This is a genomic window from Arthrobacter sp. zg-Y238 (assembly GCF_024385525.1).
Lineage (GTDB): Bacteria > Actinomycetota > Actinomycetes > Actinomycetales > Micrococcaceae > Arthrobacter_B > Arthrobacter_B jinronghuae.
Genome location: NZ_JANFLU010000010.1, coordinates 218,563 through 240,899 on the forward strand (window position 1 = coordinate 218,563; position 22,337 = coordinate 240,899).

At 67.2% G+C, this 22,337-nt stretch carries 20 protein-coding genes; 11 read left to right on the plus strand and 9 right to left on the minus strand.

Annotation, left to right across the window (positions count from 1 at the left end; translation table 11 throughout):
• The first annotated feature begins 14 nt into the window (after positions 1-14).
• From mftD to mftF, 3 genes are read left to right on the plus strand one after another with little or no spacing between them, the layout of a single operon-like run.
• On the plus strand, positions 15-1,211 hold the full coding sequence (gene mftD / locus NNX38_RS09905) for a pre-mycofactocin synthase MftD (protein WP_255797834.1): 1,197 nt from the start codon (positions 15-17) through the stop codon (positions 1,209-1,211).
• Positions 1,212-1,958, plus strand: a complete 747-nt coding sequence (gene mftE, locus NNX38_RS09910; RefSeq protein ID WP_255797835.1) for a mycofactocin biosynthesis peptidyl-dipeptidase MftE — start codon at positions 1,212-1,214, stop codon at positions 1,956-1,958. It abuts the gene before it with no gap.
• Positions 1,955-3,376, plus strand: coding sequence for a mycofactocin biosynthesis glycosyltransferase MftF (gene mftF, locus NNX38_RS09915; protein ID WP_255797836.1), 1,422 nt, complete (start codon positions 1,955-1,957; stop codon positions 3,374-3,376). The genes mftE and mftF overlap by 4 nt, the downstream gene beginning before the upstream one ends.
• Here the strand turns inward: mftF and NNX38_RS09920 are convergent.
• The 3 genes from NNX38_RS09920 to NNX38_RS09930 form a co-directional block, all read right to left on the minus strand.
• A complete protein-coding gene (locus NNX38_RS09920; RefSeq protein WP_370646414.1) occupies positions 3,373-4,875 on the minus strand; it encodes an MDR family MFS transporter in 1,503 nt (500 codons plus the stop codon). The two genes, mftF and NNX38_RS09920, sit on opposite strands and share 4 nt — an antisense overlap.
• A gap of 199 nt (positions 4,876-5,074) precedes the next feature.
• Positions 5,075-5,401, minus strand: a complete 327-nt coding sequence (locus NNX38_RS09925) for a hypothetical protein (RefSeq protein WP_255797837.1) — start codon at positions 5,399-5,401, stop codon at positions 5,075-5,077.
• Positions 5,402-5,412: 11 nt separating this feature from the next.
• Complete coding sequence (locus NNX38_RS09930) at positions 5,413-6,993, minus strand: Na+/H+ antiporter (protein WP_255797838.1); 1,581 nt, start codon at positions 6,991-6,993, stop codon at positions 5,413-5,415.
• Positions 6,994-7,401: 408 nt separating this feature from the next.
• Here NNX38_RS09930 and NNX38_RS09935 point away from each other — a divergent pair, with 408 nt between their 5' ends.
• Positions 7,402-8,562: a hypothetical protein gene (locus NNX38_RS09935; protein ID WP_255797839.1), complete on the plus strand. Its 1,161-nt coding sequence runs from the start codon at positions 7,402-7,404 to the stop codon at positions 8,560-8,562.
• On the opposite strand, the gene NNX38_RS09940 is transcribed toward NNX38_RS09935, so the two are convergent.
• Positions 8,543-9,577: an FUSC family protein gene (locus NNX38_RS09940; RefSeq protein ID WP_255797840.1), complete on the minus strand. Its 1,035-nt coding sequence runs from the start codon at positions 9,575-9,577 to the stop codon at positions 8,543-8,545. The two genes, NNX38_RS09935 and NNX38_RS09940, sit on opposite strands and share 20 nt — an antisense overlap.
• A 114-nt stretch (positions 9,578-9,691) precedes the next feature.
• Complete coding sequence (gene hrpB / locus NNX38_RS09945; RefSeq protein ID WP_255797841.1) at positions 9,692-12,346, minus strand: ATP-dependent helicase HrpB; 2,655 nt, start codon at positions 12,344-12,346, stop codon at positions 9,692-9,694.
• A gap of 87 nt (positions 12,347-12,433) precedes the next feature.
• Here hrpB and NNX38_RS09950 point away from each other — a divergent pair, with 87 nt between their 5' ends.
• Positions 12,434-12,925 carry a CarD family transcriptional regulator gene (locus tag NNX38_RS09950; RefSeq protein WP_255797842.1) on the plus strand — a complete coding sequence of 164 codons (492 nt, stop codon included), beginning with the start codon at positions 12,434-12,436 and terminating at the stop codon, positions 12,923-12,925.
• A gap of 181 nt (positions 12,926-13,106) precedes the next feature.
• Entirely contained in the window at positions 13,107-13,721 is a 615-nt protein-coding gene (locus NNX38_RS09955) for a malonic semialdehyde reductase (protein WP_255797843.1), read from the plus strand.
• 50 nt (positions 13,722-13,771) lie between these two features.
• On the opposite strand, the gene NNX38_RS09960 is transcribed toward NNX38_RS09955, so the two are convergent.
• The 4 genes from NNX38_RS09960 to NNX38_RS09975 are packed head-to-tail and all read right to left on the minus strand — an operon-like array spanning position 13,772 to position 16,948.
• Positions 13,772-14,386: a TetR/AcrR family transcriptional regulator gene (locus NNX38_RS09960; RefSeq protein ID WP_255797844.1), complete on the minus strand. Its 615-nt coding sequence runs from the start codon at positions 14,384-14,386 to the stop codon at positions 13,772-13,774.
• Positions 14,387-14,406: 20 nt separating this feature from the next.
• Complete coding sequence (locus NNX38_RS09965) at positions 14,407-15,585, minus strand: NAD(P)/FAD-dependent oxidoreductase (RefSeq protein WP_255798164.1); 1,179 nt, start codon at positions 15,583-15,585, stop codon at positions 14,407-14,409.
• 2 nt (positions 15,586-15,587) lie between these two features.
• The gene (locus tag NNX38_RS09970; RefSeq protein WP_255797845.1) at positions 15,588-15,779 is read right to left on the minus strand and encodes a ferredoxin; all 192 of its coding nucleotides are present in this window, start codon (positions 15,777-15,779) and stop codon (positions 15,588-15,590) included.
• Positions 15,776-16,948: a cytochrome P450 gene (locus tag NNX38_RS09975; RefSeq protein ID WP_255797846.1), complete on the minus strand. Its 1,173-nt coding sequence runs from the start codon at positions 16,946-16,948 to the stop codon at positions 15,776-15,778. Before NNX38_RS09975 ends, NNX38_RS09970 begins: the two co-directional genes overlap by 4 nt.
• Before the next feature lie 232 nt (positions 16,949-17,180).
• Here NNX38_RS09975 and NNX38_RS09980 point away from each other — a divergent pair, with 232 nt between their 5' ends.
• Genes NNX38_RS09980 through NNX38_RS10000 form a run of 5 tightly spaced genes read left to right on the plus strand, consistent with a single transcriptional unit; the run spans position 17,181 to position 22,328 of the window.
• The gene (locus tag NNX38_RS09980; protein ID WP_255797847.1) at positions 17,181-18,215 is read left to right on the plus strand and encodes a phosphotriesterase; all 1,035 of its coding nucleotides are present in this window, start codon (positions 17,181-17,183) and stop codon (positions 18,213-18,215) included.
• A 54-nt stretch (positions 18,216-18,269) separates the two neighbouring features.
• Positions 18,270-19,223 carry a phosphotriesterase gene (locus tag NNX38_RS09985; protein WP_255797848.1) on the plus strand — a complete coding sequence of 318 codons (954 nt, stop codon included), beginning with the start codon at positions 18,270-18,272 and terminating at the stop codon, positions 19,221-19,223.
• Between the two features lie 53 nt (positions 19,224-19,276).
• Complete coding sequence (locus NNX38_RS09990; protein ID WP_255797849.1) at positions 19,277-20,398, plus strand: NAD(P)/FAD-dependent oxidoreductase; 1,122 nt, start codon at positions 19,277-19,279, stop codon at positions 20,396-20,398.
• Positions 20,399-20,445: 47 nt separating this feature from the next.
• Positions 20,446-21,387 (plus strand): alpha/beta hydrolase, encoded by a 942-nt coding sequence (locus NNX38_RS09995; protein ID WP_255797850.1) that lies wholly within the window; start codon positions 20,446-20,448, stop codon positions 21,385-21,387.
• An 11-nt stretch (positions 21,388-21,398) separates the two neighbouring features.
• Positions 21,399-22,328, plus strand: a complete 930-nt coding sequence (locus NNX38_RS10000) for an MBL fold metallo-hydrolase (RefSeq protein ID WP_255797851.1) — start codon at positions 21,399-21,401, stop codon at positions 22,326-22,328.
• The last annotated feature ends 9 nt before the right edge of the window (positions 22,329-22,337 follow it).

The following is a 22,337-nucleotide window of genomic DNA, read 5'->3' on the forward strand; positions in this document are numbered from 1 at the left end:
TGAAAGGCAGTGCCATGTTCACCAATCCCTGGTTCGAAACCGTTGCCGAGGCCCAGCGCCGCGCCAAGAGAAACCTGCCGAAGTCCGTCTACGGGGCCCTGGTCGCCGGGTCGGAGCGCGGCGTCACCGTGGAGGACAACATTGCCGCGTTTTCGGAGCTGGGCTTCGCCCCGCACGTGGTCGGACAGTCCGCAAAGCGCGACCTGACCACCACGGTCATGGGGCAGCAAATCGCGCTGCCGGTGATCATCTCCCCCACCGGCGTGCAGGCCGTGCACCCCGAGGGCGAGGTAGCAGTGGCACGTGCGGCCGCAAACCGCGGCACCGTGATGAGCCTGAGTTCGTTCGCCAGTAAACCCGTGGAACAGGTAGGAGCGGCTGCTCCCCAGCTGTTCTTCCAGATGTACTGGAGCGGAACGCGGGAGGCGATGGTCCAGCGGATGGAGCGTGCCCGGGCCGCCGGTGCCACGGGACTGATCTCCACTCTGGACTGGTCCTTCTCCAACGGCCGGGACTGGGGCAGTCCGGTGATCCCGGAAAAGATGACCCTGAAGGCCATGACCCGACTGGCTCCGGAAGTCATTCCGCATCCCCGCTGGCTGTTGGCTTTTGCCCGGTCCGGCCGGGTACCGGACCTGACGGTGCCGAACCTGGTCCCGCCGGGAGGTGAAGCCCCCACCTTCTTCGGGGCGTACGGCGAGTGGATGCAGACCCCGCCGCCTACCTGGGAGGACGTGGCCTGGCTGCGCGAGACGTGGGGAGGGCCGTTTATGCTCAAGGGCGTCACCCGCGTGGATGATGCCCGCCGGGCGGTCGACGCCGGCGTCACCGCACTGTCTGTCTCCAACCACGGCGGCAACAACCTCGACGGCACCCCGGCCACCATCCGGCTCCTCCCCGCCGTCGCCCAGGCCGTCGGCGGCCAGGTTGAGGTGCTGCTCGACGGGGGTATCCGGCGCGGCAGCGACGTGGCCAAGGCGTTGGCCCTGGGTGCCCGGGCCGTGATGATCGGCCGGGCCTACCTCTGGGGCCTGGCCGCGAACGGCCAGGCAGGGGTGGAGAACGTCCTGGACATTCTCCAGGGCGGCTTGGACTCCGCCCTGCGGGGGCTGGGGAAGACCTCCATCCATGAACTGCGTCCCGAGGACCTGGTCATTCCGCCCGGGTTCACCAGGTCAGTGGGAGACCCGCCCAAGGACAGGGAAAGCTGAGTGGCACCGTCCACGCCCTTGCCGCCGACGTCGTGGAGCCTGGCTGCACGCACCTGGCCGGAGGTCCGCAGGGGGGCCACGGTCCTGGTGCCCACCGGCTCCACCGAACAGCACGGCCCGCACCTGCCGCTGGACACGGATACCGTGATTGCGGCGGCGGTCGCGGCGGAGGCTGCCGCGATAACCGGGCGGGCCGACGTCGTCGTCGCCCCGGCGCTGGCCTACGGTGCCAGTGGGGAGCATCAGGACTTTCCCGGCACGGTGTCGCTGGGACATGAGGCACTGAACCTGATGCTGGTGGAGCTGGTCCGCTCGCTTTCGACCTGGGCGCGCCGGATTGTCTTCGTCAACGCGCACGGAGGAAACGCTGCGGGACTGGTCCGGGCGGTGGGGCAGCTGCTTGCCGAGAACCACTCGGTCGGATGGGTGCCCTGTACCTTCGGACCCGGGGATGCCCATGCGGGCCGGACGGAAACGTCGCTGATGCTGTATCTATCGCCCGGGAACGTCCACCTGGACCGGGCAGTCTGCGGCAACATACGCCCGCTTCCCGAGCTGATGCCGGTGCTGCGGTCCCGCGGCGTGAAGGCCGTCTCCCCGCTCGGCGTCCTGGGCGATCCGGCCGGGGCCTCCGCGGCGGAAGGGCAGGAGCTCCTCACGGGGGCCGCCGGGGCCGTGGCCGCCCGTTTGGCCGGCGCTCCGGATCGGTACGGGTGCCTCCAGCCCCTGCCGGCGGCAGTTCCGTGACCGGCCTTCCCGTCGGCTTCGGCATCCGGCTCTCCGACAGCGTGCGGGTGGGCGGCAGGGCGCAGGTGCTCACCGGCGGTTCTCCCCTGCGCGTACTGTTCCCGGGCGCGGCGGCACGGGATCTGCTCGCAACAGGCGGCTTCTCGGTCAGCGACGGTCCTTCCGCAGAGCTGGCGGAGAAACTGCTTGCCTTCGGGATGGCCGACCCCGCGGCCGCCAGCCTTGCGGCACCGGCCGACCAGGCAGTGACGTTCGTGGTGCCCGTGCGGGACCGCCCGGACCACCTGCGCCGGCTGCTGCAGAGTATCGGTCCGGGACAGCGCGTGGTGGTGGTGGATGACGCTTCCCTGTCCCCGCAGCCGATCGCCGACGCCGCGTCCGCCTACGCTGCCGAGTATGTTCCCCTGGCGGTGAACGCGGGGCCCGCGGCTGCCCGCAATGCCGGGCTGGCACGGGTCCGGACACCCTACGTGGCGTTTGTGGATTCCGACATGGTGCTGGATCCCGGGACCGTTCCTGCACTGCTGCGGCATTTCGCCGATCCCGGCGTAGCGCTTGTTGCGCCGCGGATCCTGGGCTGGAATCCGGGCAATGACGCCGGGTGGATCTGCCGTTATGAGGATTCCCGGTCCTCCCTCGATCTCGGCAGGCGCCCGGCACTGGTGCATCCACGCGGGACCGTGTCATGGCTCCCCGCGGCGTGTCTGGTGGGACGCGTGGAGGCGCTTGGAGGCGGATTCAGCGCCGAACTGCGGGTCGCGGAAGACGTGGATCTGGTCTGGAACCTGGTCCGTGAAGGCAAGCGCGTGCGTTACGACGCGTCGGTGGCTGCCCGGCACGAGCACCGGCGGGAGCTTGTACCGTGGCTTGCACGCAAGATGTTCTACGGGACCGGGGCGCACGAGCTTTCCCGGCGGCACGGCAGCAACGTGGCCCCTGCGGTGCTGGCACCGTGGAGCGTCGTGTTCCTTCTCGCCCTTTTGGCCCAGCGCCGCTGGTCACTGCCGGTGGCCGCCGCGCGGGCGGCGGCCACCCCGCTTCGCCGGGGCCGCCCCCACCGGCGCCGCCCAAAGCCCCTGCGGCTGGCATCTGTCCTCGTGGGACAGGGCGTCCTGGCTGCACTGGGGCAGGGATCAGCGCTGCTGCTGCGGCACTGGTGGCCGCTGACGGCCGTGGGCTGCCTGTTTTCCGGTCGCCTGCGCCGGGCAGCGCTTCTCGCCGGAGTGGTGGACGCTGCCGTGGAGTACCGACGCACCGGGGCCGAGCTGGATCCCGTCCGGTTCGCTGTGGCCCGCCGCCTGGACGATCTGGCCTACGGCGCCGGAGTGTGGTTGGGGGCGGTCCGGGGACACTCGGCGGGAGCGCTGCTGCCGGAAATCACCGGCCTCCGTACTACCCGACGGCGCCGACGGCGTTAGTGGATAGCCACACCCTCGGGCAGTTCGTTGGTGGGCCGGCGGACCAGGAACGACGCCGCGACGGCCACCAGCGAAACAACGGCTCCCCAGAAGAACGCCGTGTGCACGCCCGAGGCGGCAGCGGAGACCGGTGACGCGCCGTCGGCCAGGGCCGCCGTCGTGCCCGTGGTCATCAGGGTGATGAAGACTGCCGTTCCCGCTGCACCGGCAAGCTGCTGCAGCGTGTTGATGATGGCGCTGCCGTGGGAGTACAGGGACTTGTCCAACGAACCCAGGGCCGAGGTGAACAGCGGAGTGAAGATGAACCCCAGCCCGGCGTTCAGGAAGCAGTGCAGCAGGATCACGAGGCCCACGGGGGTTTCTTCCGTCAGCAGGGTCATCCCCCACAGGGCACCGCTGAGCACCAAGGCGCCCGGAACCACCAGCGGGCGGGGACCGAAACGGTCAAACAGGTTGCCGACTATCGGCGAGAGAACGGCCATCACGGCGCCGCCGGGGAGCAGCAGCAGGCCGGTGCGAAGCGTGTCCAGGCCCAGGACGTTCTGCAGGTACAGGGGCAGCACGATCAGGCAGCCGAACAGCGCCATCATGGACACCAGGACCATGATGATCGCCACCACGAAGGGCTTGCTGGTGAAGGTGCGCAGGTCCATCAGGGCGCGGTCGGTACGCTGGAGCACCAGCTGGCGCAGCACAAAGCCGGCCATGGCCAGGACGCCGACGGTCAGCGGGATCCACAGCGGCATCAGTTCCTTGCCCTGAGCGGCCTCGCCGATGCTGCTGAGGCCGAAGATGAGCCCGCCGAACGCGAAGGTGGACAACACGATCGACAGCACGTCGAACGGCAGGCGCTTGGTTTCAGTAAGATTCTGGATCTTCAACGCGCCAAGGCCCAGCGACAGCAGGGCAATGGGCAGGACCAGCCAGAACATCCAGCGCCAGTCCAGCGCGTTGAGGATGATGCCGGAGACCGTCGGGCCGATGGCCGGTGCAACTGCGATGACGATGGAAATGGTGCCCATCATCTGTCCGCGCTTATGGGCCGGAACAGCGTTCAGGACGGTGGTCATCAGCAGCGGCAGCATGATGGCGGTGCCGCCGGCCTGGATGATCCGGCCGCCCAGCAGGGTGCCGAACCCGGGGGCCAGGGCTGCGAGCAGCGTCCCGGCGCTGAAGAGGGACATGGCGGTCAGGAACAGGCCGCGCATGGAAAAACGCTGCAGCAGGAAGCCGGTGGCCGGAATGACCACGGCCATCGTCAGCATAAAGCCCGTGGTCAGCCACTGGGCGGTTCCGGCAGTGATGTCCAGGTCAGCCATGAGCCGGGGCAGGGCCACGCTCATGATTGTTTCGTTCAGGATGACCACGAACGAGGAGACCAGCAGCAGGCCGATCACGGTCTTGGTGCGGGGATCCAGGGTGGACGGAGCCCGCGTCGTTGCCGCGCGCCCGGAGGTTCCGGCAGCAGGCACGGGTTTTGCGGAGGGATCGATACTCAAAGAGGGAGGGTCCTATTCATGATGCGGATGCGCCGCATGCGTTCGGCGCGCGGAAACGGACGGCACTTCAGCGGGCCCGGCCTGCCATCCTATGCGGCGGCAGCTGCCTGCCCCGACGCCGGTACCCGTCCACCCGGCGTGTTCCACCGGATATTCGCCCAGCGCTGAACCGGGCACCCGGGCCGGAGGCCGGAACCGGCTAGAACCCGGTGACCAGCAGTCCGAAGCCGAGCACAAACAGCACCACCATCCAGCACCCGCCCACAATCGCGGCAGCTGCCGTGAGTACCAGCACCACCCAGCTGCGCTGGAACCGGTTGCGGATCCACTCGAAGACCAACGGCGCGGAGAGCAGCAGCATTACCGCCGAGGCCAGGATCAGGGCCAGCAGCACTATCGCCTGGACGGTTTCGGGAAAGACCCAGAGCTGCAGCACGACGACGGTGACGGCCAGCACCGCGGCCGCAGCCGACTGCACCAGCCAGGCAACGCCGAGATGCGGCCACGATTCCACGTTCTTGCTCATGTACGGGAAGTCTAGTGGCGTTCCGGACGGTCCATGGTGACGGTGCGCAGATCCAGGCGGCGCAGTACACGGTCCACGGCCTCCGGATCCATGCCGCGCTGCCGGCGGGCCTCGAGTACTTCCCGGCGTGCGGCGTCCATGGCTTCACGCTGGACCACGTCCATGATCTCCAGGGTGGCCTTTCGGTCCAGCATCTTCTGCGATTCATCCTCTTCGTCGCTCTCCAGCATGGAATGCAGCGAGGCCATCCGCTTGGCCAGTGCGGCGCGGCGGTCCGGCGGCAGCTGCTGGATCGCCGCAGAGCGCTTCATGGTCTCGACGGCGACCCGTTCGGCCCGGAGCGCGAGCTCGCGTTCCATCCGGTCCGCTTCCTTGTGGTCGTTAGGCAGCTTCAGGGCCCGCATCAGCCAAGGGAGGGTCAATCCCGGCAGCACCAGGGTCACCACCAGGACGGCGCACGCGCAGGCCACAACGAAGTTGCGTCCGGGCAGCGGGTCGCCGGCAAGCGTGGTGCCCGGCAGGGCGAGGGCAAGAGCCAGGGTTGCCAGACCGCGCATCCCGCACCAGGAAAGGACCAGGACCTCTTTCAGCGAACCCGGGACATGGTTCTTTTCGGTCCCGCCCATCCGGTAGATCGCCATCATCCACAGGAACCGGACAATGAGCACAGCTGCGCACACTGCCACGATCCCGGGGATGAAACTCAGGAGCTGGGCTCCCTCGTCCTCGATGATGTACCGCATCTCGATTCCCACCAGGCCAAACGCGGCACCGGTGGTCAGCAGTTCCACCACATCCCAGAAAGCGGTGCGGGTCAGCCGCTCCTCCGAGTCCTGGGGGCGGGCGCGCCGGCCGAGTTCCAATGCGGTGACGACGACGGCGACCACTCCGGAGAAGTGCACTTCTTCGGCGAGCAGGTAAACGGCGAACGGCGCAACCAGGGTGGATGCCGAACGTGCCACCAGGTTCGGTACGAACCGGTTCAGGCTGCCGACGATCCACGCCATCGCCAGGCCCAGCACCACGGCGCCGGCTGCGGCAATAAGGAATTCCGGCACAACCTCCCAGCCCACGTGCCCGCCGCTGGTGCTCGCCGCGACGGCTGCCTGGAAGATGACGATGGCGATGGCGTCGTTGAAGAGGCCCTCGGTCTGCAGCACCGTGATGAGCCGCCGCGGCATCCGGACCTTACCGGCGACCGCTTCCACGGCCACCGGATCGGGCGGAGCAACGATGGCTCCGAGTGCAATCGCGGCCGGCAGCCCGAGCGCCGGCACCATAATCCAGGACACACCGGCCACCACGGCCACAGTGACTGCCACCAATGCCACCGCCAGCAGCACCAGGGAGCGCCAGCGCAGCCGGAAAACGGACCAGGAGCTGCGCTGTGCGGCCGCAAAGAGCAGCGGGGGAAGGAACAGCGGGAGGATCAGTTCAGGGTTGATGTGCACTTCGGGGATGATCGGCAGGAACGCGATCAGGGCCGATGAGATCAGCATCAGTACGGGGTACGGCAGCCGGATGCGTTCGCCGATCCCTGCGGCCAGCACGGTTCCGAAAAGCAGCCCGACCAGGAGTATCAGGAAATCCACCGGCTCAGCCGTCCACTCGGAAGGTGCCTCGGACCGACCGCGCCGCGTATTCCATCCCCGCACCTGCTTCTTTCGGATTTGTAAGTATTTCGTTAATTATTGCATCGAGTGCATCTAACCACGGAGAGGTTTCAACTGTGTGTCCGGCGGCACGCCGCAGGAGGGTGGGTGGAGTAGTAGGTCATACGGGCCGGTAACTGAGATCACGGAAAACCGGGAGCCCGGGAACCTCCGCACGGCGCCGGAAACCCGGTAAACTTGAACGGAAATCTTTCCGTGTGTCCAAGGAAGCCGTCCTGGTGTCCATGAGCGACATCGGGCAAGGTCCCGGTGAATTGAGTTGAAGGTAGCCTGCTCCCGCCTTGTTGTATTGACCCCGCCTGCCATCCGTAAGGAGGCGTTGCACTCGTGACTGCCGTCTACGGTCTGGTAAGGGAAACCCGCAACCCCGCAGCTGCAATGAATGCACTGAGGGACAAGGCCTCCGGGCAGCCCGGCCAGGGCAGCCGGGAAAATTCTCCTTCCGCCACAGGTGCCGTCATTACCTGGGATCCCGATGACCTCCCCGGTGCCCTCAATCGGCTTCTTACGGCCCACCCCCGCCATTTCTCCAATCCGGAGGAAGTACCGGCTCGCCCTATCCCTTTCCGGATGCACCTCCTGGACGCGGATGTGCCCAAGCCGATCCAGCTGCACCCGCGGCCGGACCAGGCGTTGGCCGGTTATGTCCGTGAACAGACCCGCGGGGTCCCCTTGAACGCCGGAAACCGGAACTATAAGGACAGGTACGCCAAGTTTGAAGTAGCGGTAGCGCTCACTCCCCTTCGCGTGCTGTCAGGAGAGCGCAGCAGGGAAGAACTGCGTGCCATTGCCGACGGAGTGGACCTTCCATGGCTTCGCGCCTTATTGACGTTCCGGCATGAGATGCCGGTGCACGCCCTCCTCCGCATGGAGCCTTCCGAGACTGCGCGTGCACTCAGGGAAACCAGGGCCGCCATGGCCGGAGTGGCGGAAACGGACGGTCCCGCCGCAGACGCTGCTGCCGTTTTCCGCCGGCTTGAGCCGCTTTTCCCGGGCGACCGCGGGATTCTCATAGCCATCTGCATGAACCTCCTCAAGCTGGACCCCGGACAGGCCATGGTTACGCCCGCGGGGTGCCTCCACTCTTATCTATCCGGGCAGGCGCTGGTGGTTATGGGCCTGTCCGACAATGCCCTGAAGGCCGGGTTAACCACGGACTACGTGGACGTTGCCGAGCTGCAGCAGGTCCTGGACAACGGCCAGCCCGGCCCGGCACCTCTTAAGGTGGAGCGTATTGATGAGTGCCAGGAACATATTCCGCTCTGGAGCGAAGATCTCGACCTGCGCCGGACGGTGATCCACGGCGGCACCGCATCCATCCCGCTGGAACGGTTCACCGTTGTGCTCGCCGCACTGGGAGAAGCGATGGTTTCGGTGGGCGACGTGAGCACCTACTTGGAACAGGGTGCCAGCATGCTCTATCTGGGTGACCCGACGACGGCCGACGTCGAGGGCTCGGCACAGCTCTTCAGCGCGTCGAGGGAGTAGCAGCCGTCGGGCCCCTGCGGGTAGTGGCGGCAATGACCGCCACGGCCACGAGCGCCCCGATGGTCGTTTGGACGGCCCGGTCCAAGGTCACCGCCAGCACCGGCTGGCTAGCGACAAACCCCGTCATCAGCAGGGCCACCGGCGTCAGGAACACCATGGCCAGGCCGTAGTGCCGCACCACGTAGATTTCCCCGCATAACTGCAGCATGGCCAACAGCACCGCCAGCTCGACCGGCGACCACTGAACCTGGAGCAGCACTGCAGAGACCAGCACACCGGCGTAGGTGCCCAGGATGAAGTGCACGGCGCGGATCGCTCCCCCGGCTGCATCCACCGCCGCGATCGGAGCACAGGCGGCGAGCATCGCCCAGTATCCGTGCCCCAGTCCAAGCCCGGCCGAGACCGATCCGGCGGCGGCCACGGCAACGGCGTAGCGGCCCGAGTGACGCAGGATCCGCCCCCACGACGGCGGCCGGTACGGCGGCAGCGGGCGCGGAGTATGCCGGCGCGCGTGCAGCCGGCCGGCAAAACCCAGCACTACGGCGAGCAGTACGCTGCCCGTCACGGTCAGCGCCGCTTCCCACAACCGGCCCGGGAACGGCGCCGCGGACGTGGCGGTGAACGCGAAGATGTAGGTAAACGGACCGGCGGGCCGGACCCTGAGATAACTGGCCGCCACCGCAATGAGGCCGGCGATCAGGGTTCCGGCGCCCACGACAGTCCAGGAATCCGCGCCGGAAAGGGACAGGAACACACCGGCCACCACGGTCAGGACCATCAGCAGGCCCGACAGGGACTGGTGCTGCAGGCGCCGCCAGTGCAGTTCCGCACGACCGAAAATACCGGTCAGCGAACCGAAGATGGCGCACATCGTGAGATCGGTCCGTCCCAGCAGGATCAGGACCAGCAGCGGCAGGAACACCCCGAGCGCCACGCGGACGGCAGGCACCCGGTGCCCGCGCCCTGGAGGCACGGTGAGGAAGCTGCTGAGATGCTGCTGCACGGGGAACTGCACGGGGAACAAAGAACCTTTCACTGCGGCCGGAGGCACATGAGCCGCAGTTCAAGCCTAAAACCCTGGGACGACGGCGCCCGGCAGCTTCCCGTGTGACGGTCCTCGCACCCGCTGTTACATCCGGGCTTTTGTCCTTGCAGTGGCCTTGGCAGACCAGGGGTCCTCCGGCCACGGGTGCCTGGGGTACCGGCCGCGCATCTCGGACCGGACCTGTGCATAGGGGCCGGACCAGAAGGACGCCAGGTCGTCGGTGACGGCAAGCGGCCTGCCTGCCGGGGACAGCAGGTGGAAGAGCACCGGGACGCGTCCCTCCACGAGCCGCGGGGTTTCGGACCATCCGAAGCACTCCTGGAGCTTGACCGCCACCACGGGCCGGCCGTCGTCGTGCTCCGGATCCGGATAGTCGATCCGGACCCGTGAACCGCTGGGCACCTGGAGCCGTTCCGGTACGAGGTCGCCCAGCCGGGAAGCGTCCGGCCAGGGCAGCAGCCGCCGGAGCGCATCGGTGAGGTCGATGCTGTTGGCGGATGCCCCGCGGGCCAGTGCGTCCAGTTCCGGGCCGAGCCAGTCCTGGAGCCGGTCCAGCAGCGCCGGCTCACTGACGTCCGGCCACGGCTCCCCCAGCTCACGGTGGAGCAGGGCCAGTCGACGGCGCAGCGCGTCGGCTGCCGCGGAGAAACCAATCAGGCCCAGCCCCTGTACCGTCAGGGCGCGGGCGACGGCGGCGCGTCCCTCTTCGGCGGACGGGCGTACCGGGGTGGAGCCCAGCAGGATCGCGCCGAGCCGGCGTTCCCGGCGCGCGGTGACCCGGCCGCCGGCGAACTCCGCTTCAACGGTGTCCGTGACGAGGTGTTCGGCGGCTGCTTCGGCGGTGTCCAGGGTCAGCGGTGCTGCGGACCGGATCACCGCACCGGTGCCCGCGGCGTCGCGCCCCTCGGCCCGGGCGACATCGGCGACGGCCAGCCAGTCCTGTCCCGTGAGGGAGCTGCCCGCCGGCAACCCGGCACGGGTTCCGGAGGCGAGCAGGTAACGCTCCGGGCCCGCGCCGGGAACGCGCCGCGCAATCCGGTCCGGGAAGGCCAGGGCAATCACGTAGCCCGGCGCTTCGACGCCCGCGATCTCCCGTGCGCCCGGGGCTCCCCTTTCGGCAGGGCCGGCAGACTTTTCCCGGCGGGCCAGCTGCTCCAGCCGCCTTACGTCTTCGGACCACCGGCGGTCACCGGGCTCGCGTCCGGTCCGCATGCCGGCCAGCAAGCGGGGAAGGTCCGCTCCGGGTGCACGGTTGTCCCCCGAAAGCAGGGCAACAACCTCGGCAGCGGTCCGGGCACCCACCGCACCGGCGCCGTCGAGCAGTGCCCGTGCGAGCCGGGGATCGGCGGGCACGCGCGCGAGTGTTTTGCCCCGGGCCGTGGCCAGCCCCTCGGCGTCCACGGCACCGATCCCGCGCAGCACCTGGAGGGCGTCGCGCATGGCGGCCGGCGGCGGTGCGTCGGGAAGGGACAGGCCCTCGCCTCCGGGAGCACCCCAGCACGCCAGCACCAGGGCCGCGGCCGTGAGGTCCGCGACGGCGATTTCCGGGGTCTGGTGTGCGGGCGCGGCTCCGTAAGCCTTGTCGTCATAGCAGCGCACCACTGTACCCGGCCCCAGCCGGGCGGCGCGGCCGGCCCGCTGCTCCGCGGAGGCACGGGAGCAGGAGACGGTGACGAGGCCGGACATCCCGCGCATCGCATCCCGGCGCGGTTCGCGGGCGAGCCCCGAGTCAACCACCAGCCGGACGCCGGGAACGGTCAGCGAGGATTCAGCCAGCGACGTGGACACAATGATCCGGGCCGGCTCGCCCGGGGCGCGGCCGGAAACGGCCCGGTCCTGCTCCGCCGGACTGATCTGCCCATGCAGTTCCAAGACGTCTGTTCCCGCCGGGACCCGCGAACGCAGCCGGCCGGCCACCGTGGACACCTCGCGTGCGCCGGGCACAAACACCAAGGCATCGATGTCCGGATCCAGGGCCGCGGCACGGGAGTGGGCCTGCAGTGCGGTGTCGGCCACATGGTCCAGGAATCCGCGTGTCACGCCGCGTTCGTCGAAGCGGGGAACCGGCGCGGGAGCCCAGACCGTCCGGAGCGGGTGCAGCGCTGCCGGGCAGCCGACCACGGGTGCCGGCCCGGCGCCGTCGGGCGAACCGATCAGCACAGCGAACCGCGGCGCGTCCAGGGTTGCGGACATAGCCACGAGGGTCAGGTCTTCGCGCAGCTGGCGGACCTCGGTGAGCATGCCGAGCAGCAGGTCCGTTTCCAGCCCGCGTTCGTGGACTTCGTCCAGGATGACCGCGGCTGTTCCTTCCAGGCCGGGGTCGGCCAGCAGGCGGCGCAGCAGGATGCCCGGCGTCACGAATTCCACCAGCGTGGACGGGCCCGTGCGGCTTTCGCCCCGGACCGTGTAGCCAACCCGCCCGCCGAGGGCGGTGCCGTCCAGCGCTGCCAGCCGACGCGCTGCCGAGCGGACGGCCACGCGGCGGGGCTGGGTGACCACAACCCGGGGCTGGGTCCCGCCGCGGGCCAGAACGTTCGCGACGAGCGGCGGCACCAGGGTTGTCTTGCCGGTTCCCGGGGGTGCCTGGACGACGGCGGTGCCGGCTCCGTGGATTTCACCGGAACCGCCGTCGAGCACCGCCGCGAGCTGCGGGACCGACTCGGCAAAAACCAATCCCCCGCCGATGGCCGCAAGGTTGAAGGGCGGGTCGGTTGGATGCGGGGAGGCCGGAGAAGTCACTCCTACAGTCTGCCTCGTGCGGGAAGCGGTAAAATGTAAAGAGTCTCATCACTCGCCCCTGCCCTTCCTCTTCCTTGGAGGTAGCAGTTGCCATTTTCCAAAGGCCAGATCCTGGTCCATCCCCATCACGGCCCCGCCGTTGTCAGCTCCTTCCAAACGCATCCGCGCATGCAGAAGGACTGCATTGTCCTGGAGGTCCAGTCCTCCCACCTGATGGTCTGGGTGCCCGTTGACCAAGTGGACCACGTCGGCCTCCGTCCCGTCCTGGACCGGGCTGGACTCGACGCACTGTTTGGCGTCCTTCGCGCCCCCGCCGATAACGAAGACCCCCAGTGGTCGCGCCGGTACAAGGACAACACGGAGAAGATTGCCACCGGTGATCCGATGGTGATTGCCGCCGTGGTCCGCAACCTCATGCTGCGCGAGGCGGACCGCGGCCTCTCGCAGGCCGAACGGGAAATGCTCCGGCATGCCCGGCGGCCGCTGCTGACGGAGATTTCCCTGTCGCTCGGGCTCTCTGAAGGAGAAGCCGGGGAGAAACTGGACGCTGTGTGGCGTCCGTCCACCGCAGTCGCCTAGGCGTACAGGTCCGTTACCGAACGGCATGCCCTGCGGGCGTGCCGTTTCTGCTGCCTCCGCACAACCATGGGTGTGACGGACATCACCATGGCGCAGCCCTCGTTCTGCACTCCTCCGGGGTTTACTTGAAGCGTCAAGTGTCTGGAGACACGAACCGTTACCCCAAGGAGGTGTGCTGCGTATGAACGACGGCACTCTGGAGTCCATCCCCGCCATCGATGCCGCAGCCCTCGGCCTCCTCTTCCGTGACGCGCGCACGGTCTCGGAATTCACTACGGCCGCTGTCACAGACGAGCAGCTTCAAGCCATCTACGACTTGACCAAGATGGGTCCGACGGCGATGAACATCCAGCCGCTGCGGATCACCTGGGTGCGTTCCGCCGCGGCTCGGCAGCGGCTGGTGCAGCACATGGCAGAAGGCAACAAGGCCAAGACAGCCGAGGCTCCCATGGTTGCCGTGCTGAGCTTCGACCGCGACTGGCCGGAGCATTTCCCCACCGTTTTCCCGCCGGCTCCGCAGCAGGGTGCAGTCTTTGCCGCCAACCCGGAACTGAGTGCCGTGATGGGCAATGACAATGCGCATCTGCAGGCCGGCTACTTCCTCTTGGCAGTCCGCGCACTGGGCCTGGCCGCGGGGCCGATGGGCGGTTTCGACGCCGCCGGGCTGGATGCCGACCTGCACGCAGGCCTGAACCTGCAGTCCTTCCTCGTCGTCAACATCGGTGTGCCTGCCGGCGGGCCACGCCACCCGCGGCTGCCTCGACTGGATTACGCGACGGCGACCGCCGAACTCTAGGCCGCAGACAGTAGACCGCCGCCCTGGCTACCAGTGGCGGCGGTCGCTGGTTAAGCCTCGCCGCAGAGCAGGTGGTGCCAGCTGTCGGCAAGCACCTCCAGGGCGTGCTCACGGTTCGGTTCGAACTTCCGGCGCGTCCAGAGCGTTGCCACATAGTCCAGCTGCGTAAAGGCAAGGGTTCCGCGGATGTGACGGGTCTCTTCTGTGTAGCGTCCGGCCAGCTGCAGTCCGGTGACTATGTCGGAGATGACTTCCTCATGCCACGCGTCCATGATTTTCCGGATTTCCGGATCTGAGGCTGCCGCCTCATCCAGCACATCGAGGTAAGGCCGGAACACCGGCCACAGGGCTGCCCGCGATTCGAGCCAGGCGAGGATGCCGGGCAGCTCCCCGACCCGGACGACGGCGACCAGGTCCACGGCGGTGGAGGTGCTGCCCGGCCCCGCGGCACGCTCCAGGACGGAGTTCACGCGGCTCATGAAATCCTTCATGAGGTCAGTGCGCGAAGGGTAATACGCGTAGAAAGTCACACGCGTGGTCCCGGCAGCTGAGGCAATCTCGTCAATCGTCGTCGACGCGTACCCCTTGGCTGTGAAAAGCTCCAAGGCGCAGTCGACAATCCGGTCCCGCGTCAATTGTTTCTGGGCTTCACGGAGCGACGACATGAATCCCACCCTAACAGCGGTTATCGCCCCGCCGGCACCGGGGACCGAAGCGCGTCCGGGCCGATATTGGCCAGCCGCCGAAGCTTCGGAATCGGGATGCGGTAATTGACCGCAACGGACGTCCCCGAGCCGCCCGGGTGGGCCCACCGCAGGAGCATTGAGTTTTCCGCTCCGCCTGCTTCACGGAATTCGGGCGGGCCGGTCAGGGGTGTAAAGCCGACTGATTTCAGTGCCAGGCCGAACCCTTCCGTCCAGAAGTAGGGCTGGAAGTCATGTTCGGGAGCCTCGTCTCCGCGGAGCAATCCCAACGCCGCGGTTTTCGCCTGGTCGATAGCGCTGGTCCAGAGAGGAACCCTCTCTGTGCCCCGACGGGTCGGGAAGACGGCCACGTCCCCGGCAGCCACAATGGACGGCCCCACCCGTCCCCGTGAATCCGTGTGCAGCACGCCGTTCGCCAGGAGTCCGGATCCGGTGAGCCAGCCGGTGTTCGGCTCATCTCCGATGGCCGTAACCACCAGTTGGGCTTCCAGGACCGTGCCGTCGGCCAGGACTACCCGCGTCCCCTCGCCGGCGGACAGCAAAGATGCCCTGCCGCCCGCCACTATCCGCAGTCCGCGGCCAACGGCGGCGGATACAAAGAGCTCGGACAGATACCCGCCGAGTTGCCGGATAAGGGGCGGGCCGTCCGAAACCAGGGTGACCTCACAGCCGGCCTGCACGCAGCCCGAGGCCACTTCCATCCCGAGCGCACCGCCGCCGATGACGATGACCGACGGACGCGCTGCCACGCGCTGTTTCAAGGCAACGGCGTCTTCCAAGGTGCGCAGGGTCAGCTCCTGCGCGGGCATACCCGCCTCGGCCTCCGGAGAAAGCCGCCTTGCCCGGGAGCCGGACGCAATCACCAGCCCGTCGTAAGGCAGTGTTTCTCCCCCGGCCAGCCGGACGACCTGCGCCTCCGGATCCAGTCCCGCCGCGCTGACCCCTCTCAGTTCGGTGGCCCCATGCGTAGGGTGCGGCAGCTCGTGGGCAGTGCTTCCACCCTCACCGTGCAGCAGGGCCTTAGACAGCGCGGGGCGGCTGTAGGGACGGTGCACCTCGGAGCCCACCACCGTCAACTCGCCGTCGAATCCCGCCGAACGCAGGGAATCACAGGCAGTCAGCCCGGCGATGCCGTTGCCGACGACGACGACGCGGCGCATCCTCACGAAGCCAGCTTCAGGGCGGCAACCGGGCAGATCCGAACGGCCGCCTGCGCGGCTCCCATGTCCCCCTCGTCCACCTCAGGGACATCGATAATGAGCTCGCCGTCGTCGTCGAGATGCATCAGGTCGGGGGCGACCTCTTCGCACAGTCCATGGCCTTCACAGCGCGGCCGGTCCAGTTCGATCTTCATGCTGCCTCCACAATCGTCACCTGCAGCTTTTCCAGGCTGCGCGTCATGTTGCTTGGTATCCGGGCCTCGCCGTTCACGGTCAGGACCTCCGCCCGGCGGGCCAGGGCCGCAACGATGGCGTGTCCTTCGAGGCGGGCCAGGCCTTGTCCAGCGCAGCCGTGGGGGCCGTACCCGAAGGACAGGTGGTCCACCGGATTACGGGTCACGTCAAAGGAGTCCGGGTTTTCATAATGCCGCGGATCGCGGTTGCCGGCGCCGAACAAAATGCCGACCTGGGCACCTTCGGGAATAGTGACGCCGTCAACTTGCACGTCCCGCGTTGCCCGGCGCCCCCAGACGTGGATGGGAACCCAGTACCGAAGCACTTCGGCAAAGGCAGACGGTACCAGTTCCGGATTCTCGCGCACGAGGGCGAACTGTTCCGGATGCCGTCCGAACAGCGCCACTATGTTGCCGATGGATGCGATGGTCGTATCCACGCCGGCGCCAAGGTACTGGTGGATGATGTTTCCGGCGTATCCCTCGGGAATATCCCCGCGGGTTTCCGCATCGAAGATACCGCGGCCTATCGAACCGGGCGTCAGGTCTTCCGCTGTCACCGAAGAGCACCAGCCGTAAAGCTCACCGGCAATGGGAAAGCTCTCCTGCGTACGCTGGTTCAACGGTCCCAGCACCTGCATCGCGGCTTGTCCCCAGCGAAGCATGTTGTCCTTGACCTGCCCGTTGAAACCAATCAGGTCCGCAACGATCTCCAGCGGGAACGCCCGGGCCAGGGAATCCACGGCCTCAAAGCTTCCGGCGGCGGCCAGCTCGGCTACCAGCTTGTCCGCCTTTTCATCAATAACCACTTTGAGGCCGCGCAGCGCGCGGGGCGTGAGGTTCTGCGAGAGCGTTGCCCTGAGCTGCGTGTGCAGCGGGGGGTCGGACGCCAGGGACGTGCCCTGCAGCGCCTCGTTGACCATGGGGTTGAAGCCGATGGAGGTCGAGGAAAAGGCCTCCGGATCCCCGAGTGCGTCACGGATCAGGTCATACCTGGTCAGGGCGTAGACGTCGTTCCTGGGCAGATAAACCACCCCTGCCTGTTCGCGCAGTGCGGAGTAGGTGGGATAGGGATCGGCAAGGACGGCATCGTCCCAGAGGTCGATGTCTGATTCGGCGGGTGTCGTCATAACACTCTCCTGTCGGTGGATGCGTAGCGGCTGTCTTACAACCGTGCGTTCCCGAGACAGTGTGACTGGAAGCTTTACAATGTGTCAAGGATCACACTTGGACGCCGCGGCACATCTGGTCACCGAGACAAATTACTTGACATCGTGTAAAGAAAAGTGGAAAGCTGGCCACTCCGCATCATCCGCAGTGACGTCAGTCACGCAAATCCCCCTAGCTTCAAAGGAGAGGCAAGTGAGCCACTTCGCAGGCGCCGACGCCGCGTCCACATCCACCGGTACCCTGGGCGTCAACGGCCCAGGTAATATTCCGGGGGCTCTGGCCAACACCGTCCTGGGTCCCGTACCCGCCGCAGACCTGGGTGTTGTCGCCGTTCACGAAGCACTCCTCTCGGTGGTTCCGGGAGCGGAGCATGCCCCGGATATCAGCATGGACCGGGCCGAAATCTTCGAAACCCTTGCCGGGAAGCTGACGGACTTCCGGAAACACGGCGGCGGCGCCGTCGTCGACAGCACCGGCATGTTCCACGGCCGGGATCTTCCGCTGTATGAGGCCCTGTCCCGGGCAACCGGCGTGCATATCATCGCCTCCACCGGCATGGGGCCTGAGGAAATGCTCGGCGGCTACTTCCTGACCCCGCAGACCAACCCGCCCACGCCGTGGCCGGCGGACAAGTTCGCGGATCTCTTCTCCAAGGAGGTCACCGAGGGCATGGTGGTCCCCCGGGTTGAGCGCCGGGGCGCCGCCGGTCTCGTAACCACGGCCGCGGCCCGTTCCGGCATCACCCCCACCGAGGAAAGCCTGTTCCGCGGCGCCGCCAAGACTTCTCTGGCCACCGGTGTTCCGGTGTCGATCCGCTTCGGCACCGACGCGGTTGGCGAACTGGACCTGGTCCTGGCGGAGAACCTTCCGGCGGACCGCGTGCTGGTCGGCGGTCTGGACCGCAAGGACGCCGCCGGTGCCGCCCTCGAGGTGGCGCGCCGCGGCGCCTTCGTCGGCATCGACCATGTGGGTTCCACCGGCGGGGACGTCATCGACGACGAGTCACGGGCCGCCCTGGTCCTGGAACTGGTGCAGGCCGGCCATGCGGACCGGATCATTCTCTCCGCCAACGCCGTCGGCGTCGCCAAGGGCCAGCCGGACTACGACGTGCCGTACAGCTATGTCCTGTCCACGTTTATGCCGCTCCTCTCGGCCAGGGGCCTCAGCGATGAAGATGCCCGGCGCATTCTCACTGATAATCCGCACGCCCTGCTAACGGTGCGCTAAAAGCCGTGCGGCAGCGATGACCATAAAAGCTTTCTATTCTTTGAGGTGTAGGCATTGGCAAAGGTAAACACGGTACTAGGCACCATCCCGGCCGAAGAGCTGGGCATAGTGGCAGTCCACGAGCACATCGGCTACGGCATGCCCGGCAGCGAACTGGACTCCACCTGGTGGAAGACGCCGGAGCAGCGGTACGCGGAAACCGTGCCGAAGCTGCGGCAGTTCCATGAATACGGCGGCGGCACCTTCGTGGATGCGACCGGCATCTGCAACGGCCGCGACGTCGACTATTACAAGTCCCTCTCCGCCAAGACAGGTGTCCACATCGTGGCCTGCACCGGCTTCGTCGGCGGGGACACCGCGCTGCCGCACTTCGCCCGGGCCAGCGTGGAATACCTGGCCGAGGTGTTCATTCATGAAATCACCGTGGGCATCGGCACCACCGGCAGCAAGGCCGGCGTGATCAAAGTGGGCGTCAGTCGCGGCGGGCGCATGACCGAACTGGACAAGCGCATCTACCGCGCCGCCGCCCGCGCCTCAGTGGCCACCGGTGTACCGATCCTCACCCACCTGGCCATCGACCCGCAGCCGGCCATCGACATCTTCGCCGAAGAGTCCCTGCCGCTGGACCGTGTCCTCTTCGGGCACGCCGACGACGGCCTCAACGCAGAGAACACCCCCAGCGAATGGATCATGGGGCAGGGCGGGCGCATCGGCTTCGACACCTTCGGCTACGAGACCGAGCTCCCGGACCCGCCCTTCTGGGCCCGCCCCCGCAAGGAGCGGCTGGACCACTTTATGTCCTTGGTGGAGAAGGGGCACCTGAACCAGCTCCTGGTTTCCGCCGACGCCAACTGCAGCCCGCTTGGCTGGCCCGGAGTGAAGGGCCACACCGTGAACTACATCTTCGAGGACCTGATCCCCGACCTGCGCGGTGCCGGTCTCGATGAAGCAGCCATCAAAACCCTCTTCATCGACAACCCCGCCGGATTCCTTTCCATCTCCTCCTGACCCAGCCATATCCCGGCGCATAGGCGCGCCGGACACGAGAAAGCGAAGCAACCATGAAGACTTCCGAACTCAAAGACCTGAAGATCGCCATTGTCGGCGGCGGCTACGGCGGCGCGGCCGCAGCCATTGCCCTGCGGAACATCGGTGCCGGCAACGTCCACGTATACGAGCAGGCTCCCGCACTGGGCCAAGTGGGCGCCGGCATCGGCCTGCGCCCGATCACGGTTGAACTCTTCCGCCGGTGGGGCATCTTCGAGGAAATCGCTGCCGTGAGCTCGCCGAGCGACTACCTGGAAATCCTCAGCGCCGACGGACAGCAGGTCTATGCGCAGGAAGTCTGGCCCCAGCTCAACGACTTCGACCAGCCGAACCACACCCGCATCATCCACCGGGGCGATTTCATTGACGCGCTCCTGGGCGTCCTGCCGGCCGAGATGGTGCACATGGGCCACAAGCTCACCGGCATCAAGGACGACGGCGATGCGGCGACCCTCACCTTCGAAAACGGAAACACAGTCACGGCCGATCTGGTGATCGGCGCCGACGGCATCCGTTCCTTGATCCGCAAGGAACTGTTCTCCGACAATGAACCGATCTTCGCGGGGGAACACGCTTACCGGGCGGTCATCTCCGCAGACAATGCCTTCGGACTGGGAGTCGAGGACGACAACCCCCGCTTCTACATGGGTGACAACGGCACCATCGCCTACAACCTTCCGCTGCGCCACCGCAACCAGCTTTCCTACGACATCACCACCCGCTCCGAGGACGGCTCCTGGGCACCGGTTATCACCAATGACTACCTCGTCTCCCTGCTCGACGGCTTTGACGAACGCATTGTGGACATTGCCCGGAACCTGGACATCAGCCAGGTCACCAGCCGCTCCGTGTTCGACATCGATCCGGTGGATAACTGGCACACCGACAGCGTCGCCCTGCTCGGCGACTCGGCGCACGCCATGCTGCACCACCAGGGCCAGGGTGCGAACTCAGCCATCCAGGACGCCGCCGGGCTCGCGGATGCCCTGCTGCAGGCGGATTCCGTGAAGGAAGCCCTCACCCAGTACCAGGCCATCCGGAAACCGGTTACGGACGAACTGCAGCGCCTGTCACGCCTTGGCTGGAACCCCGGATCGGTGGAAACCGCCTTCCCCGAGCAGACCCCGGCGAAGTAGCCAGGCACTTCCGCTTCCCCCGCCCCGCAATACAGCAAGGACAAGCAATGACCATTCATCCCGAAATCGCCAAGGTACTCCGCAGCATCCCGGCCCCTGACGGTTCGCCGCTGGATCCGGCGGCGATGCGGGCCGGCGAGGCCGCGCAGGTTCCGCCGCTCGAGGACCGGATTCCGCTGCACGCGGTTGAGGACACCATCGCCTCCACCGACGCCGGGGAGGTCCCGGTACGCATTTACACACCCGTCGACGCCGACTCCTACGGGCTGATCGTGTACCTCCACGGCGGTGCCTTCTTCCTGGGCAGCCTGGACACCCACGACCACGTGGCACGCTCGCTGGCGAAGGAATCGGGCCACAAGGTCATCTCCGTCGGCTACCGGCTGGCACCGGAAGCCGCGTTCCCGGCTGGCCTGGCGGACAGCTACGGCGTGGTCCGCTGGGCCGCCGAGCAGGGCCAGGCCCTGAAGTGGAACGGCGGAACCCTTGCCGTCGCCGGTGACAGCTCGGGCGGGAACTTCGCCGCGGCTGTAACCGCCATGGCCCGCGAGGACGGCTTCAGCGGAATCACGCACCAGATCCTGTTCTACCCGTCGCTGGACCTGGACTTCGACGTCGACCGTTATGCCTCAATGCGGGAGAACGCCGAGGGTTACGGCTTGGAGACCGCAGGGCTGAAGCCCTTCAACGCGTTTTACCTCGAGAACGGTGCTGACCCGGCGGACCCGCTCGTCTCCCCCATCAAGCGTGTTGACCTCAGCGGCCTGCCGCAGGCACTCATCCTCACAGCGGAACACGATCCCCTGCGCGATGAGGGCGAACTGTACGGGCAGCGGCTCAAAGAAGCCGGCGTTGACGCAACCGTCCACCGCTACGCAGGGGCGAACCACGGCTTTGTTGCCAATTTCTCCTGGCTTCCGGAGTTCTACCGGGCCTTCCGGGAAGCCGGGGATTTCCTGAACGGCACCCCCTCCGACCGTCCCGCCTGAGAGAGGCACCCATGAGCAAAGGTACGGTTCACCCGCTGGTGTCCCCCTGGGGACGGTTTGGCCTCTACAGCTACTTCATCGATGCACCGGAGCCGGCGATCGTGGACACCGGCATAGGCTCCTCGCCGGCGGAGGGCATGATCCCCGCACTGGAGAAGCTGGGCCGGAGCATCGACGAGGTCCGCTGGATCCTGCTGACCCACGGCCACATCGATCACCTGGGCGGAGCGAAGGCCCTGTGGGAACTGACCGGTGGCAAAGCGAAGGTGGTAATCCACGAAGCCGACGCCCACCTGCTGCGGTCCCGCAAAGCGCACGTCGAAGAGTACGTGAACGGGCGCAGCAGGTACCTGAACGCGCCGGACGGCGCAGCAGCGCAGACCCGGACCACGCAGGCGGTCATTTCAGGCGAAATGGAACCGTCCGTGCTGGTGCGGGGAGGCGAAAAGCTGTCGCTGGGCGGGGACGTCACGGTCTCCGTGCACCATGTTCCGGGCCACACGGCCGGGTCCGTTGCCTACGAACTGGAGGGGGCCGCCTTTGTCGGCGATGCCGTGCAGATCCACGGCGCGGCCAACCGGTTCCCCGGCTACGAGGATCCGGATGCCTACCGCTCCAGCCTGGAGTATCTGCGCGACGTCCTCCGTCCGGAGCGGCTTTACCTCGGCCACCCGTACCGTCGGACCGACGGCCGGGAGTACGGCGTCGAACTTGATCACCGGCAGGCACGCGAGGCGCTCCAGGAGAGCCTGGACATCGAAGGCCGGGTCCGTGCCGCCGTCGCCGGCTATCTGCGGGACGGCCTCCGGGAAACCGATTCGGTGTACTCCCCGTTCGAACGGGTGGCCGAAGAGCTCGCCTACCAGGGCGATCCCACGCTGGACCCGTCCCCCTTCTTCACTACGCTGCACGGGTACCGCACCCGCTTCGGCAATGCCTAACGCAAGGAG